This window comes from Pseudomonas frigoris (assembly GCF_047758635.1).
GTDB lineage: Bacteria > Pseudomonadota > Gammaproteobacteria > Pseudomonadales > Pseudomonadaceae > Aquipseudomonas > Aquipseudomonas frigoris.
On record NZ_CP180479.1, the window covers coordinates 5,709,842 to 5,724,243 of the forward strand.

Consider the following 14,402-nt stretch of genomic DNA (forward strand, 5'->3'; position numbering starts at 1 on the left):
GATTAATAGAGGCCCACTTGAATCCCGATACGGATATCGCGATGAACCCATTAGAAAACACCCGCAACTACGTCACTCTAACTTTCAGTTTGCCTGAAGACTTTCTACCCCCGGATGATGGTGAAGGCGAAACCTATATAAGCGTGCAAACTGCCAACTCAACCACTCCCATCAAAGTTGCGCAATCCCGCAAACCGGAACTGTATAGCGGGCGTTGGAATTTCTCATTCATGCACAACTATTCCGATATCAGCGTCAAATACCTTGTCACGATCAGCATGACCCACAACGGCGTTCCACTGCTGATTGACCTGGACTACTTCGTGATTGTCCATCGTGCGCCGCACCGACAAACCTTGCATCTCAGCCCTGTTGGCCGCCTCTACCTGCAGGCGCAAGCGCCTCAAGCGGTTCAACCTGAACACACAGTCACTGTTGTCGCCCACGAGCACGACGATACGACTGCGCAACTGGCGCCAATACATATCAGCGAAGAAATGGCCGAGGCGTTCTATCTGGAATACGACCCGGAGACTGTCGTACCTGGCAAACGCTATACGCTGACAGCCACTGAAAATGAATACCACAATTCAATTGCGATATATCCCGGGTCCGTTGTATTGAAACCCTTTAGTAGAATTTGAAAAAAGCGCATATCAAAAGATCCATAGGGCGAAATCACCGGAAAAATCCGTTAAATTGTCGTCGGCGTTCATCTACTTCGGGCGCCAACGACAGGGATTCAACTCATGAAAAAACTCTCGCTTCTGGGGCTTACTGCCTTGCTCGGAGCCTGCCAGACCGTACAACCTGCCGCCAAAACCAGCCTCGATGGCGAAGTCTTCTACTTGCAACGCATCGCCCTGCCGCCGAGCGCCACGTTAAGCGTGAGCTTGCAGGACGTTTCCCTGGCCGACGCGCCCGCCGTGGTCCTCGACGAACAGAAAGGCCCGGTCAAAGGCCAGGTGCCGCTGCCGTTTCATCTGAGTTACGATCCAACGCAGGTCAAACCGGGCCATCGTTATTCGGTCAGCGCTCGGATCGAAGTCAACGGCGAGCTGATGTTCATCACCACCGAACATCACGCCGTGCAGCTGGATGGAAGCGACCCTCAGCCTCTGAAAATCCGCGTCGACGCCGCTCGCTAACTCTCATTTTTTGAACAAAGGAAGCTGCCATGCTCCGTCCTACCCTTCGCTTCGCCGGCCTGTGCGCAGGCCTGATGATCTCCGCCAGCGCCCTGGCGCTGTCGCTCAACGACCTGTCGCAAAAGGACGCCACCGGCGGCCTCAAGGATGCCCTGACCCAAGGCGCGCAGCTGGCCGTGAAACAACTCGGCACGCCGGGCGGGTTCAGCAACAACCCGGACGTGAAAATCGAGCTGCCGGGCAAACTGGGCAAAGTCGCCAGCAAGATGAAACAGTTCGGCATGGGCGACCAGGTTGACCAGCTGGAAACCAGCATGAACAAAGCGGCTGAAACCGCCGTGACGCAAGCCCAGCCGATCCTGGTGGACGCGGTGAAGAAGATGAGCGTGGAGGATGCCAAGGGCATTCTCAGCGGCGGCAAGGACTCGGCCACTCAGTACCTGAGCAAAACCAGCCGCGAACAGATCCGCGTCAAGTTCCTGCCAATCGTCAAGCAAGCCACCGACCAGGTGGGCCTGGCCAAGCAGTACAACTCGTTCGCCGGGCAAGCCGCGACGATGGGTGTGGTGGATGCGAAGAGCGCCAACATCGAAAGCTACGTGACCGAGCAGGCATTGAACGGTCTGTTCGAGATGATTGGTAAACAGGAAGAAGCCATTCGCCAGAATCCTGCGGCGGCAGCGACGAGTTTGGCGAAGAAAGTCTTCGGTACGCTCTAAGCCTTAACACCGACCTTGCTCGCGATGAGGCCGTGTCAGTCGACATTAACTGTGGCTGATACACCGCCATCGCGAGCAAGCTCGCTCCCACATAGGGTCAAGCAGTCGATGCAGCCCGCAGAAAGAACACCCACTCGCGTCCCATCTTCCTTTTCTCAAACACCTCCAATTCGACCAGCCCATTCAACGTGGCTGACGCGGTGTTGTAAGAACAGTCCAGATTCTCCTTCACATTGACCGCCGTAAACTCCTTGGCCATCCCGCTCTTGGCAACCTGGAATACGGCTCGCTGCTTCTCGGTCAATCGGTCAATCGGTCAATCGGTCAAAAAATCCGGACTCCAACAACCAGCGATCAAAGCTTTCGGCATACGCCAGACTTTTCCGATATGCATCGGTAAAACCGCTGACAGCCCGGAGGATCACCGAGCATTGAAAGTCGATGAAATAGGTCAGGTCCAAGTCATCAGCTTCTGAGTTCAGATACGACCGCCCGTATTTCACCGGCGCACTGCGCAGCAAAATGCTGATCGCAATGTAGCGAAAGGCAGAGAAGTCATTCTTGAACATGAACCAATAAAACAGTGCCCGCGCGACCCGTCCGTTACCATCGCGGAACGGATGCTCATAGCCCAGAGCAAAATGCAGTGCGAAGCCTTTGATCAGTGGATGAAGGTAATCCACTTGATCGGGATCGTGGCGGGACTGGTTGATCCACGTCGACAGCACCCGCAAGCGAGACAACAGCCCTGTTGCGGGCGGCGGTGTATGCACGGTGTTGCCCTCGCCGTCCTGCACCACCACATCATCGTTGCCCCTGAACGCCCCCGGCGAATACTGCGTGTCATCAATGCCCTCGACACCCACCCGGTGCATGGCTGAAATCAGTTCGACACTCAGGGCGTCATAACGCTTTTCCCAGGCGAAATTCATCATCTTGTAGTTGCCGATCACCATTCGCTCATCCGGCGTGCGCGGCAGGCGATTGCGCTTGAGCATGTCCTTGGCCACCCGCGTGGTGGTCGCAGCGCCTTCGAGCTGGCTGCTGCTGATGGCTTCGTCTTCGATCAAGTCATTCAACAGATAACTGAAATGCGCGTGTTCACCGATCTGACTGGTCATGTTCTCGAGCGCGGCCGTTGTGGCTTGCCGATCGACGGCGGAAATAGCTTTCTGCGCCAACGGCGTGAGCACGAAGTTGCCCCATTGAAGCGGCTCGCCTAGCGGCAAAAGACTTGAGTACTGCGCAGTCCGGGCTTTCTTCACCAGCGCCCAGCACAGATTCGAATCCAGCCCCGGCGCCCAGCGGTAGCGCAACTCATCGAAAGGCAGATAACGCCCCTGGTCGTCCATCGACTTGAGCAAGGCGAGGTAATCCGAGAGGCGTTCCTTGTGGGGCGACTTCCCCAACAGGTCGAATACCGGGTCGGTCCTTCCCCTCAAAATGGGCGGCTTTTTCATTATTGCTGTCTCAAAAACTCGTAAAACTGAGTTTTGAGTACAGCATTCAGATCTCTCTGACTCAATATCAGAGGGATCTGAAATACACGTAGGACGTTAGGCTGGGTCCTTTTTGATCCTGAACCACGCCGCATACAACGCCGGCAGGAACAGTAACGTCAACGCCGTCGCGACAATCAACCCGCCCATGATCGCCACCGCCATCGGCCCGAAAAACACACTGCGTGATAGCGGAATCATCGCCAGCACCGCCGCGAGTGCAGTCAACACAATCGGCCGGAAACGCCGCACCGTGGCTTCAATAATCGCCTGCCAAGGCTTGAGCCCTGCAGCGATGTCCTGCTCGATCTGGTCCACCAGAATCACCGAGTTACGCATGATCATCCCGGACAGCGCGATGGTGCCGAGCATGGCGACGAAACCGAACGGCTGACGGAACACCATCAGGAACAAGGTCACACCGATCAAACCCAAAGGCGCCGTCAGAAACACCATTACCGTGCGTGAGAAACTACGCAGTTGCAGCATCAGCAATGTCAGCACCACCACGATGAAAAGCGGCACACCGGCCTTCACCGAATTCTGCCCGCGAGCCGAGTCCTCTACAGTGCCGCCGACTTCCAGCAAGTAGCCGTCCGGCAGTTCGGCGCGGATCGGATCGAGGGTCGGCATGATCTGCTGCACCAGCGTCGCCGGTTGCTCCTTACCGTAAATGTCGGCGCGGACCGTCACGTTCGGCAAGCGGTTGCGGTGCCAGATGATGCCTTCTTCGAAGCCGTATTCCAGCGTCGCGATTTGCGACAGCGCCACGCTGCGACCGTTGTCAGTCGGCACCGCCAGGCTTGGCAGCAATGACAGTTCGGTACGTTCATGCAACGTGCCGCGCAATAGAATCTCGATCAACTCGTTGTCTTCACGGTACTGGCTGACGCTGGAACCGGTCAGAGAGCTTTGCAGGAACTTCGACAGGTTCGCGGTGCTCACGCCAAGCGCCCGGGCGCGGTCCTGATCGACGTTCAGATAAACGACTTTGCTCGGTTCTTCCCAATCCAGATGGACGTTGACCACATGCGGGTTCTCGCGAACCTTGGCGGCCACTTTACGGGCCAGCGCGCGGACTTCCTCGATGTGCTCACCGGTGACCCGGAACTGCATCGGATAGCCAACCGGTGGCCCGTTCTCCAGACGCGTCACCCGCGCGCGCAGGGCCGGGAATTGTTCCTTGAGGGCTTCGATCAGCCAGGTGCGCAGGGTTTCGCGCTCCTCGATGGTTTTGGCCAGGACTACAAACTGCGCGAAGCTCGCTGCAGGAAGTTGTTGATCCAGCGGCAGGTAAAAACGTGGCGAACCGGTGCCAACGTAAGCGACATAGTTGTCGATACCGGCGTGATCCTTCAGCAGTGCTTCGAGGCGTTTGACCTCATCTCGGGTGTTGCTCAACGAGGCACCTTCCGCCAGTTTCAGATCGACCATCAACTCCAGACGACCCGATGCCGGGAAGAACTGTTGCGGCACAAAGCGAAACAGGATGACAGAACCGATAAACAACACGGCCGTCAGGACAATGACCGTCTTGCGCCGCCGTACGCACCACTCAACCAAGCGTCTGACGCGCTGATAGAACGGAGTGCCGTAAGGGTCGGGCTGACCGTCGCCGGTGCCATGTTTGGCTGCATGAATCTTCGCCAGATCCGGCAGGAGTTTTTCCCCCAGGTACGGCACAAACACCACCGCCGCAATCCACGAAGCCAGCAACGCGATGGTCACCACCTGGAAGATCGAGCGCGTGTATTCGCCGGTCCCCGATTGCGCAGTGGCAATCGGCAGGAAGCCGGCCGCGGTGATCAGCGTACCGGTAAGCATCGGGAAGGCGGTGCTGGTCCAGGCGTAACTGGCCGCCTTGATCCGGTCGAAGCCCTGCTCCATTTTGATCGCCATCATTTCCACGGCGATGATCGCGTCGTCTACCAACAAACCCAGCGCCAGCACCAACGCCCCGAGGGAAATCTTGTGCAGGCCGATTCCCAGGTAATACATGCAGGCGAACGTCATCGCCAATACCAAAGGAATCGCCAACGCGACCACCATGCCGGTGCGCACGCCGAGGGAGAAGAAGCTCACCAGCAGGACGATTGCCAGTGCTTCCACCAGCACCTGAACAAATTCACCGACACTGCTTTTCACAGCGGCGGGCTGGTCGGAGACCTTGCGCAGTTGCATACCGGCAGGGAGATTTTTCTGGATGCGGTCGAATTCGATTTCCAACGCCTTGCCCAGCACCAGAATGTCGCCACCGTCCTTCATGGCCACGGCCAGACCGATGGCGTTTTCCGCCATGAAGCGCATGCTCGGCGCTGGCGGATCGTTGAAACCCCGACGCACATCCGCCACATCGGCGATGCGGAACGTACGATCACCGACGCGGATCGGGAAGCTCTTGATCTCTTCGACCGTCTGAAAATTCCCCGAGACGCGTAGCTGCAATCGCTCGCTGGAGGTCTCGAAGAACCCGGCGGTGGACACCGTGTTTTGCTCTTCAAGGGCCTGCTGCACCGCCGACAAAGGCAGGCCGAGGGTGGCAAGTTTGACGTTGGAGAGTTCAATCCAGATCTTCTCGTCCTGTAACCCGAGCAGATCGACCTTGCCCACATCCTTGACCCGTTGCAGCTGAATCTGCACGCGGTCGGCGTAGTCCTTGAGCACCGCGTAATCAAAACCTTCGCCCGTCAGCGCGTAGATGTTGCCAAACGTTGTGCCGAACTCATCATTGAAGAATGGCCCCTGGATGCCCGGTGGCAGGGTATGACGAATGTCGCTGATTTTCTTGCGAACCTGGTACCAGAGGTCCGGGATTTCCACCGAGTGCATGGAATCACGGGCAACGAACGTCACTTGGGATTCGCCCGGACGGGAGAACGAAACGATGCGTTCGTACTCGCCGGTTTCCATCAATTTCTTTTCAATGCGCTCGGTGACCTGGCGCGACACTTCCTGCGCCGTGGCCCCAGGCCAGTTGGTACGAATCACCATGGCCTTGAAGGTGAACGGCGGGTCTTCACTTTGGCCGAGCTTGGTGTAGGACAGTGCGCCGACAATGGCCAGCAAGAGCATCAGGAACAGTACGATCTGGCGATTACGCAGCGCCCATTCGGAAAGATTGAAACCCATTGGGGATTACTCCTTGTCCGCCAGATTGACCACGCGGTTGGAGCGATCCACCGGACGCACCTGCTGCCCTTCAAGCAGCACATGGACGCCAGCGGCCACCACCCAGTCGCTGGCATTCAGGCCTTCGAGCACCGGTACGGTTTTCTCGCCGAAGGCACCGACCCGCACCGGGGTTTTCTTCAAGGTGTTGTTGGTAGTGACAACCCAGACGTAGGTCGCGCCGTTTTCCGCGGTCAGCGCGGAAAGCGGCACCGACAGCGGCACCACATCGGATGTCTGAACGAACACCCGGGCGCTCTGGCCGAGTTCAGCGGGGACCTCGCCGGCAGTGAACGCGATGCGGGCGGCAAAGGTGCGCGATTTGGGATCGGCAGCGGGCGACAGCTCACGGATGCGCCCGGCGAAACGTTGATCGGGTTGGGTCCACAGTTCAACTGACACTGGCTGACCGACCTTGAAGCGGCCAAAGCTCTGCTCCGGCAAGCTGATCAACACTTCACGTTCGCCATCGGTGGCGAGGGTGAATACGGTTTGCCCCGCCGCCACGACTTGCCCGACTTCAACCGCGCGTTTAGCCACCACGCCATCCTGAGGCGCACGCAGCACGGCGTAACTGGCCTGATTGGTCGAAACGTTGAATTCAGCTTTGATTTGCTTGAGGCGTGCTTCACCGGATCGGTAAAGGTTTTCGGAATTGTCGTACTGCGAACGGCTGACCATCTGACGGTCCATCAGGGTCTTGTAGCGATCACGTTCGGCGCGCACCAGGCTCAGGTTGGCCTCGGCAGCGGCGACCTGGGCACGGGTGGCTTCCAGTTGCAGGCGCACGTCCTGAGGATCGAGCTCCGCCAAAGGTTGATCAGCCTTGACCCGCTGCCCCTCTTCGACCAGTCGTCGACTGACTTTACCGCCAATGCGAAACGCCAGGTCCGGCTCATACCGTGCGCGCACTTCACCGGGAAAACTTTCCATCGCCTGAGCCGAAGGCTCTGGCTGCACGACCATGGCCGGGCGAACGGTGACTTGAGGCGCCTCTTCGTGACCACACGCAGACAATAAAAACGCCAGACTGACTGGCAACGCGAGGGGCAAGGCATAGCGGAACATGGTGAAGGACCTTTCGCTAATGGTGCTTGGAATAATTATACTGAGCGGTATGTTATTAATAGCAAACTCACCAGTCCAGTATTAAAAGCGAATAATGTCGAACAATCTTTCAGCACCCAACGGTCCGGGCCGTCCCAAGGATCTGGCCAAGCGCCAGGCGATCCTCGATGCGGCGAAAATTCTGTTTCTGAGCAAGGGTTATGCGAATACCAGCATGGACGCCGTCGCGGCCGATGCCGGTGTGTCGAAGCTGACGGTCTACAGCCATTTCAACGACAAGGAGACGCTGTTCTCCGCCGCCGTGATGGCCAAGTGCGAAGAGCAATTGCCGACGTTGTTTTTCGAATTGCCGGACGGCACTGCCGTAGAAACGGTGCTGTTGAACATCGCGCGCGGTTTTCATCAACTGATCAACAGTGACGAATCGGTGAACCTGCACCGGCTGATGATGACCCTGGGCAGCCAGGACCCGAAACTCTCGCTGATCTTCTTCGAGGCCGGGCCTGAGCGCATGCTGCAGGGCATGGAGCGGTTGCTGACCAAGGTTGATCAGAGCGGCGCGTTGAGCATCGACAAACCGCGCAATGCGGCCGAGCATTTCTTCTGCCTGCTCAAGGGTGCGGGGAATTTCAGGCTGCTTTATGGCTGTGGCGAGCCGTTGACCGGGGATGCGGCCGAGAGCCATGTGCAGGAAGTGGTGGGGTTGTTTATGCGGGCGTATCGACCAGAGACAGCCTGATAGGTTTCGGTTGTCTGTTCTGGCCCCTTCGCGAGCAAGCCCGCTCCCACATTTGACCGAGTCTTCTCAAGGGAACGCGGTCGAATGTGGGAGCGGGCTTGCTCGCGATGGGAGCGACGCGGTCTTAAGGCTTGAGCGCTTTCTTCGGGTAAATGTCATACCGGCTGGATTTCCCATCCAGCGCATGACTCGGCTTCGGCCCTTCGATACACGGCGCCTTGCGCGGGCGCTTGACCACCACTCGATGGCTGGCCAACGCCAACGCCGCTTCGAGCAGTGCAGGCGCATCCGGGTCATCGCCTACCAGCGGCCTGAACAGGCGCATTTCCTTCTTCACCAAGGCCGTTTTCTCACGATGGGGAAACATCGGGTCGAGGTAGATCACCTGTGGCGGCTCGCCTTCCCAATTGCGCATCACCTCGATCGAATTGCCCTTGAGCAAGCGCATCCGCGCCACAATCGGCGCCACGTCAAAGTCTTCCGCGCCGCGTGCCAGGCCATCTTCAAGCAACGCGCCAATCAGCGGCTGACGCTCGATCAGGCTCATCTCGCAGCCCAGGCTCGCCAACACGAACGCATCTTTGCCCAGCCCCGCCGTGGCGTCCAGCACACGCGGACGCACGCCTTGGGCAACCCCGACCGCCTTGGCGATCATCTGACCGCTACCACCGCCGTACAAGCGGCGATGGGCCGCACCGCCCTCGACAAAGTCCACCCGCACCGGCCCCGGCGCGTCCGGGCCCAGTTGCTGTAGCTGCAAACCCTGGTCACCGACCTGCAAGGCAAACTCACCGTCATCCACCTGCATCGGCAAACCCAGGCGCTCGGCCCATTGTTCGGCCTGTGGCTGAAAAGTCGCGGCCAGGGCCTCGACATGGATGCGGCAGGCCGCAGGTTGCTCAATCATGGGAAAACACGCTCAAAAAATTAATGATCGGCAAAAACGGCCGATAACAAAACTATCGAGCATTTTGCCAGAGCTGAGCGTCGACCGAGAGAAATGTCAGACATTCGAAGCACATCCGTAGGCTATATATCGCGTCATGGCGATTATGGTCTGCGAAACTCCCAAGCACTGAGCGGCGTCAGTCACCTGTGGCAAGATTTCTTTGCCCAGGCCCTGGCCGATCAGTCGGGCGATGTCCAACCGGCTTCTCTCAACTTTCCACCGGTCGATCTCGACAGCCCGGTCGAACCCACCGTTGGCAGCGAACTGCTGGCTCATATCATTTCCCAGCGCGAATGCGATGTGAAAGAAACCGAGGTCCGCCCTCCCGAGCCACTGTTCCTGCCGATTGCCGAGTTCGAAATGGACCTGGCCGACAAACCTTTCCCACCGTTCCCGGCACAAGAAATCGTCGTTCAACAGAAGCAACAGGACTTCGAAAGCCGCTGGGTCCGCCCGATCGTGCTTACTGCCGGTCAACCGCTGCCAGTGCCTGGAGCCGCACCGCAACCGCGTCCGCTGCACCTGCCGATCGCCGAGTTCGAACTCGATCTGCTGGACAAGCCATTCCCGCCGTTCTCGCCCGAAGAGCTGGTGGAGCAACAGAAACAACTCGATTTCGATAACGGCTGGGCTCGCCCGATCGTCCTGCAGAACCTGCGTATCGCCGCCTGACCTTCAATAACAGGCCTTCAGCGACACACCCACCACGGCCCGACATCCACATGAAAGTGATTGCGATGGGCGGCGTTGTAGTCCGGACTCAATACCACACTGAACATGTCGCAGGCGCTATCGCGAACCTGACGTAAAAACCGTGCGTCCTGATTATCCTTCGGCCAATCCTTGAGCACGTTGATGGATCGGCCATCGGCCAAGCGAAAACCGGCGATATCCAGCGCATTGGCACTGGCATGCTGGCTGCGTCTGCCGTTTTCGCGGCTGTAGACGTTGCGACAGGCAAAGCTGCCGAGATGGTCGACACGCGTTACTGCTTGACCGTAGACCGCTTGCGCGGCGGGTTGCAGGGCGTGGTGTTCGAACAGGGCAAACGACACCGCCAGGCGGCAACTGGCAAGGAAACTGCTGCTCAGCGCCACCTCGCCGCCTTGCACACGCAAGGTGTTGATCAACGGACACGTCGCATCGGGGCTGTCGGCCTGATGGGTTACGCGCAATCCAGAGCTGCTCAGGGCTTGATCGCACAACTGCGGATCATCGCTCAGACGCATCAGTTTATAGCGGGTCAGAAAATTGGGCGCGGCCTTCACGTCCAGCGGTGCCCAGGGATTCCACTGCGGCGGCAGTGAGATCCAGCCGCGCCAGACGCTCACCGCCGCCGTGCCAATGATTAACAGCATCAACAGCAGCCACCACCGAAACCGCATCGTCAGCCTTTGAACAATTGATTGGCCTGGGCGTACGGCATGGACCGCGACGTGAACCCGAATGTGCCCGACGTCTTGATCTCTTCGGCAGCGCGGAAGAACTCGCCATATGCCGCCAGCGCCAGGGCCGAACCGACGCTAATCCGCTTGACGCCCATTTCGCTCAACTGCTCGACCGTCAGTTTGAGCCCACCGGACATCAATACGTTGACGGGTTTGGGCGCCACGGCGCGGACCACCGCCAACACATCTTCAGCACTGCGCAGACCCGGCGCATAAAGCACGTCGGCACCCGCCTCGGCAAACGCCTGCAAGCGGCGAATGGTATCGGCGAGATCAGGATTGCCGTGCAGAAAGTTCTCCGCGCGAGCGGTCAACATAAAGGGAAACGGCAAGCTGCGAGCGGCTGCCACGGCAGCCTCGATGCGCGCGACGGCATGCTCGAAGCAGTAGATCGGCGCTGCTGCACGGCCAGTGGCATCTTCGATAGAGCCGCCAACCGCACCGGCCTCTGCCGCACGCAAAATACTCTGTGCGCATTCGGCTGGATCGTCAGCGAAGCCGTTTTCCAGGTCGACGGCGACTGGTAGATCAGTTGCCGCGACAATCGCCCGAACGTTTGCCAGGGTGTCGTCCAGCGTCAGCGCGCCATCGGGGCGGGCGTTGGAAAAGGCGTAACCGGCACTGGTGGTCGCCAGCGCTTCGAAACCAAGGCTGGCGAGCATTTTCGCCGAGCCGGCATCCCACGGGTTAGGAATGACAAAAGCCCCCGCGCGTTCGTGCAGTGCTTTAAACGCTTGGGCTCGAAGGGTTTGCGCATCCATTGGCAGGCTCCTGAAAAGGGCAGGGAATCCGCTTCAGAGCAGGCCAAGTTGCTCGGAAGCGGGCTCTCTGTATAGCTCAGGCAGCGGCGGCAGGCCAGGCAAACGCAGCATCAGTTTTGCGTGGAAACGTTGCGCCAGTTTGGCGGCCAGCAGGTTGTCGGCGGTGTGCAGGAAGATATAAGGCGTACGACCCTCTTCGATCCACACGGCGATTTTCTCGACCCACGGCAGCAGGAACGGGTCGTTGGCCTCAAGCTGCGGATGGTCAATGAAGCGCACCTGCGGACATTGCGTGAAGGCTGCCGGACGGGGCGGCACCTTGGGCTTTTTCGATTGGGCGTGAAGTACAGAAGGATCGGTCGATGTGCAGCTGAACAGCGCGCGGGGATCGAGGCAGATACGCTCGACACCGCGATCCAGTAGCAGGCGATTGAGCATTCTCTCGGCATCGCCCTTGGCGAAGAAGTCGTCATGCCGCACTTCAACCGCCAGAGGCCGGTCCACAGCATCGATAAAACCGGCAAGCTCCGACAGTCGCTGCGGCGTAAAGCTTTTGGACAGTTGCAGCCACAGCGGTGAAACCCGTTCGCCGAGGGGGCTGAGCAATTGCAGGAAGGTTTCGGCAGCGGTCAATTGTTCGCGCAGGTCACCGCTGTGGCTGATGTCGCCGGGGAACTTGGCAGTGAAGCGAAAGTGTTCGGGCATGGTCTCGGCCCAACGTTGCACAGTAGTCGCAGCCGGGCTCGCGTAGAAGGTCGTATTGCCTTCCACGGCGTTAAACACTTGGGAATAGAGATTCAGAAACTCAGCGGGTTTGGCGTCTGACGGATAAAGATAATCGCGCCAGGCGTTTTCACTCCAGGACGGACAGCCCAGGTAGTAAGGCAGCATCAGATGTACAGGTCGAGGCCCAGCACATCCGAATCCCAATCGACAAAACCGGCGGTGCTCAGGTAGCTGGCCAGGGCCTTCGCGACACTGCTGCTCATGGCACGGTGATAAAGCATGTCTTGTTGACGGGCGGGGAGATTGCTCAAGCGTTGTGCAGAGGCTTTGGCAGCGCGGGCAGCCATTTGCTCTTCGGATGGAATTTCCAGCTCGCCGTCAATATCGACGTAGTCGTCATCCGCCACAGGCCCTTTGCGAGGCTTGCGTTTGATGGGGTAGGACTGAGAGGGAACGCCGTCTATACGCATGAGTACATGTCCGGGATCAATGATGGCAGTTTAGTGGCGCGCAAGCCACTTCGCAAACTGTCGAGTGATAACTAGAACACATAAAAGCGAAAAGGTTTAAAAGCGGGGGGTATAAAACGTCGATTGGCTTTCGCCTTTAGATCAACCAATACCTTCAGCCCGCCAAGATCGCAGCCTGCGGCAGCTCCTACAGGTGTACGTCATTCCAATGTAGGAGCTGCCGAAGGCTGCGATCTTTTGCGTTCAACGTGCTTTCGGCGTCGCCACTTTATCGCGCAGGTACACCGGCTGAGCCTCATCAGCCACGATCACCTCGCCACGCGCCCAGGCGAAACGCGCCAGGGTCAGCAGGTCTTCAGCGTGAGGCAACATGCCCGCATCCTGCCCGGTCAGGCTGACGGCGATTCGCTCGGCATAACCCCAGCCAGTGCCGGCGCCAAACCACTCACCGCTGGCGTCTGCCGGCAACGCGGCCACTTCCGGCGGCAGCACGGCTTCATTGCCGACCAGTCGCATCTCCCCCGCCGTTTCGCGGTAGCAACCCCAATACACTTCGTCCATGCGCGCATCGATGGCGGCCGCCACCTGGCTCACGCCGTGTTCGCGATAAGCCCGCTGCGCCAGCACGGCCAGGTTCGATACTGGTAACACCGGACGATCCAGCGCAAACGCCAGCCCCTGCACCACGCCGATGGCGATCCGCACACCGGTGAACGCACCCGGACCACGTCCGAAAGCGATGGCATCGACCGCTTGCAGGGTGGTCCCGGCATCCGCCAGCAACTGCTGAATCATCGGCAGCAGCTTCTGCGCATGCAGGCGCGGGATCACCTCGTAATGGCTCGTGACTTTACCGTCATGCAGCAAGGCAACGGAGCAAGCTTCAGTCGCGGTGTCCAGGGCCAGCAAGGTGCTCATCGATGTTTCCGTAAGAGAGGTCAGAAAAAGTGCGCCAGTATAAACAACTACGGCCCGCAAGCGGGCCGTAGAAGATGAAGCGATTCAGACTTTTCAGCTCAGTGCTTCAAGCACCTTGCCGGTGATCACTTCAACCGAGCCAACGCCCGCAATGTGGCTGTACTTCGGCTTGCCATCAGTAGCAGCAGACAGCGTCTGGTAGAACTCGACCAGAGGCTTGGTCTGGGAATGGTAAACCGACAGGCGATGACGCACGGTTTCTTCGGTGTCGTCCTTGCGCTGCACCAGTGCTTCACCGGTGATGTCGTCCTTGCCGGCGAGTTTCGGCGGGTTGTAGACGGTGTGGTACACGCGGCCGCTGGCCTCGTGAACGCGACGACCAGCGATACGCTGAACGATTTCTTCGTCGTCGACGGCGATTTCGACCACGTGATCCAGCTCCACGCCGGCTTTCACCAGGGCTTCAGCCTGAGGAATGGTGCGCGGGAAACCGTCGAACAGGAAACCGTTGGCGCAATCGGCCTGGCTGATGCGTTCCTTGACCAGGTTGATGATCAGGTCATCGGAAACCAGACCACCGCTGTCCATGACGCTCTTGGCGATCAGGCCCAGCTCGGTGCCGGCCTTGACCGCTGCACGCAGCATGTCGCCGGTGGAGATTTGCGGGATACCGAATTTTTCGGTGATGAACTTAGCCTGAGTACCTTTACCGGCCCCGGGAGCTCCCAGCAGAATGACGCGCATCGATGTGCTCCTCAATTTTTTATATAGATAACGTCAGATTCGCCT

14 protein-coding genes and 1 pseudogene are annotated in these 14,402 nt (G+C 58.8%); 5 read left to right on the forward strand and 10 right to left on the reverse strand.

All coding sequences use genetic code 11. The features are described from left to right. Positions 1-17 precede the first annotated feature (17 nt). The 3 genes from ACMXYH_RS26305 to ACMXYH_RS26315 all read left to right on the forward strand — a co-directional run bounded on the left by ACMXYH_RS26305 (position 18) and on the right by ACMXYH_RS26315 (position 1,867). On the forward strand, positions 18-644 hold the full coding sequence (locus ACMXYH_RS26305; RefSeq protein ID WP_415765422.1) for a hypothetical protein: 627 nt from the start codon (positions 18-20) through the stop codon (positions 642-644). A gap of 105 nt (positions 645-749) precedes the next feature. Continuing rightward, a complete protein-coding gene (locus tag ACMXYH_RS26310; protein WP_129441587.1) occupies positions 750-1,148 on the forward strand; it encodes a YbaY family lipoprotein in 399 nt (132 codons plus the stop codon). 29 nt (positions 1,149-1,177) lie between these two features. After that, positions 1,178-1,867, forward strand: a complete 690-nt coding sequence (locus ACMXYH_RS26315; RefSeq protein WP_415765423.1) for a DUF4197 domain-containing protein — start codon at positions 1,178-1,180, stop codon at positions 1,865-1,867. 97 nt (positions 1,868-1,964) lie between these two features. On the opposite strand, the pseudogene ACMXYH_RS26320 reads toward ACMXYH_RS26315, so the two are convergent. From ACMXYH_RS26320 to ACMXYH_RS26330, 3 genes and pseudogenes are all read right to left on the reverse strand, one after another. Continuing rightward, positions 1,965-3,327, reverse strand: a pseudogene (locus ACMXYH_RS26320) (Fic family protein). Positions 3,328-3,423: 96 nt separating this feature from the next. Next, entirely contained in the window at positions 3,424-6,495 is a 3,072-nt protein-coding gene (locus ACMXYH_RS26325) for an efflux RND transporter permease subunit (protein ID WP_415765424.1), read from the reverse strand. Positions 6,496-6,501: 6 nt separating this feature from the next. After that, positions 6,502-7,602: an efflux RND transporter periplasmic adaptor subunit gene (locus tag ACMXYH_RS26330; RefSeq protein ID WP_415765425.1), complete on the reverse strand. Its 1,101-nt coding sequence runs from the start codon at positions 7,600-7,602 to the stop codon at positions 6,502-6,504. 94 nt (positions 7,603-7,696) lie between these two features. Here ACMXYH_RS26330 and ACMXYH_RS26335 point away from each other — a divergent pair, with 94 nt between their 5' ends. Then, positions 7,697-8,341 carry a TetR/AcrR family transcriptional regulator gene (locus ACMXYH_RS26335; protein WP_129441577.1) on the forward strand — a complete coding sequence of 215 codons (645 nt, stop codon included), beginning with the start codon at positions 7,697-7,699 and terminating at the stop codon, positions 8,339-8,341. 124 nt (positions 8,342-8,465) lie between these two features. On the opposite strand, the gene ACMXYH_RS26340 is transcribed toward ACMXYH_RS26335, so the two are convergent. Continuing rightward, positions 8,466-9,248, reverse strand: coding sequence for a class I SAM-dependent methyltransferase (locus ACMXYH_RS26340; RefSeq protein WP_033056325.1), 783 nt, complete (start codon positions 9,246-9,248; stop codon positions 8,466-8,468). Between the two features lie 93 nt (positions 9,249-9,341). On the opposite strand from ACMXYH_RS26340, the gene ACMXYH_RS26345 reads away from it, so the two are divergent. Beyond that, positions 9,342-9,962 carry an energy transducer TonB gene (locus ACMXYH_RS26345; protein WP_415765426.1) on the forward strand — a complete coding sequence of 207 codons (621 nt, stop codon included), beginning with the start codon at positions 9,342-9,344 and terminating at the stop codon, positions 9,960-9,962. A gap of 17 nt (positions 9,963-9,979) precedes the next feature. Here the strand turns inward: ACMXYH_RS26345 and ACMXYH_RS26350 are convergent, their stop codons facing one another. From ACMXYH_RS26350 to adk, 6 genes are all read right to left on the reverse strand, one after another. Next, entirely contained in the window at positions 9,980-10,675 is a 696-nt protein-coding gene (locus tag ACMXYH_RS26350; RefSeq protein ID WP_415765428.1) for an extensin-like domain-containing protein, read from the reverse strand. A 2-nt stretch (positions 10,676-10,677) separates the two neighbouring features. Further along, on the reverse strand, positions 10,678-11,499 hold the full coding sequence (locus tag ACMXYH_RS26355) for an isocitrate lyase/PEP mutase family protein (protein WP_129441571.1): 822 nt from the start codon (positions 11,497-11,499) through the stop codon (positions 10,678-10,680). A 33-nt stretch (positions 11,500-11,532) separates the two neighbouring features. Beyond that, positions 11,533-12,393, reverse strand: a complete 861-nt coding sequence (locus ACMXYH_RS26360) for a DUF72 domain-containing protein (protein WP_415767754.1) — start codon at positions 12,391-12,393, stop codon at positions 11,533-11,535. Next, positions 12,390-12,695, reverse strand: coding sequence for a hypothetical protein (locus ACMXYH_RS26365; RefSeq protein ID WP_008156859.1), 306 nt, complete (start codon positions 12,693-12,695; stop codon positions 12,390-12,392). Before ACMXYH_RS26365 ends, ACMXYH_RS26360 begins: the two co-directional genes overlap by 4 nt. A gap of 243 nt (positions 12,696-12,938) precedes the next feature. After that, complete coding sequence (gene tsaB, locus ACMXYH_RS26370; protein ID WP_415765429.1) at positions 12,939-13,613, reverse strand: tRNA (adenosine(37)-N6)-threonylcarbamoyltransferase complex dimerization subunit type 1 TsaB; 675 nt, start codon at positions 13,611-13,613, stop codon at positions 12,939-12,941. Positions 13,614-13,706: 93 nt separating this feature from the next. Beyond that, entirely contained in the window at positions 13,707-14,357 is a 651-nt protein-coding gene (gene adk / locus ACMXYH_RS26375; protein ID WP_415765430.1) for an adenylate kinase, read from the reverse strand. Between the last annotated feature and the right edge of the window lie 45 nt (positions 14,358-14,402).

Excerpts from the sequence above, each read along its gene's own strand:
- ACMXYH_RS26310 (WP_129441587.1), top strand. The coding sequence starts at position 750 with ATGAAAAAACTCTCGCTTCTGGGGCTTACTGCCTTGCTCGGAGCCTGC.
- ACMXYH_RS26315 (WP_415765423.1), top strand. The coding sequence starts at position 1,178 with ATGCTCCGTCCTACCCTTCGCTTCGCCGGCCTGTGCGCAGGCCTGATG.
- ACMXYH_RS26325 (WP_415765424.1), bottom strand. The coding sequence starts at position 6,495 with ATGGGTTTCAATCTTTCCGAATGGGCGCTGCGTAATCGCCAGATCGTA.
- ACMXYH_RS26330 (WP_415765425.1), bottom strand. The coding sequence starts at position 7,602 with ATGTTCCGCTATGCCTTGCCCCTCGCGTTGCCAGTCAGTCTGGCGTTT.
- ACMXYH_RS26335 (WP_129441577.1), top strand. The coding sequence starts at position 7,697 with ATGTCGAACAATCTTTCAGCACCCAACGGTCCGGGCCGTCCCAAGGAT.
- ACMXYH_RS26340 (WP_033056325.1), bottom strand. The coding sequence starts at position 9,248 with ATGATTGAGCAACCTGCGGCCTGCCGCATCCATGTCGAGGCCCTGGCC.
- ACMXYH_RS26345 (WP_415765426.1), top strand. The coding sequence starts at position 9,342 with ATGTCAGACATTCGAAGCACATCCGTAGGCTATATATCGCGTCATGGC.
- ACMXYH_RS26350 (WP_415765428.1), bottom strand. The coding sequence starts at position 10,675 with ATGCGGTTTCGGTGGTGGCTGCTGTTGATGCTGTTAATCATTGGCACG.
- ACMXYH_RS26355 (WP_129441571.1), bottom strand. The coding sequence starts at position 11,499 with ATGGATGCGCAAACCCTTCGAGCCCAAGCGTTTAAAGCACTGCACGAA.
- ACMXYH_RS26365 (WP_008156859.1), bottom strand. The coding sequence starts at position 12,695 with ATGCGTATAGACGGCGTTCCCTCTCAGTCCTACCCCATCAAACGCAAG.
- tsaB (WP_415765429.1), bottom strand. The coding sequence starts at position 13,613 with ATGAGCACCTTGCTGGCCCTGGACACCGCGACTGAAGCTTGCTCCGTT.
- adk (WP_415765430.1), bottom strand. The coding sequence starts at position 14,357 with ATGCGCGTCATTCTGCTGGGAGCTCCCGGGGCCGGTAAAGGTACTCAG.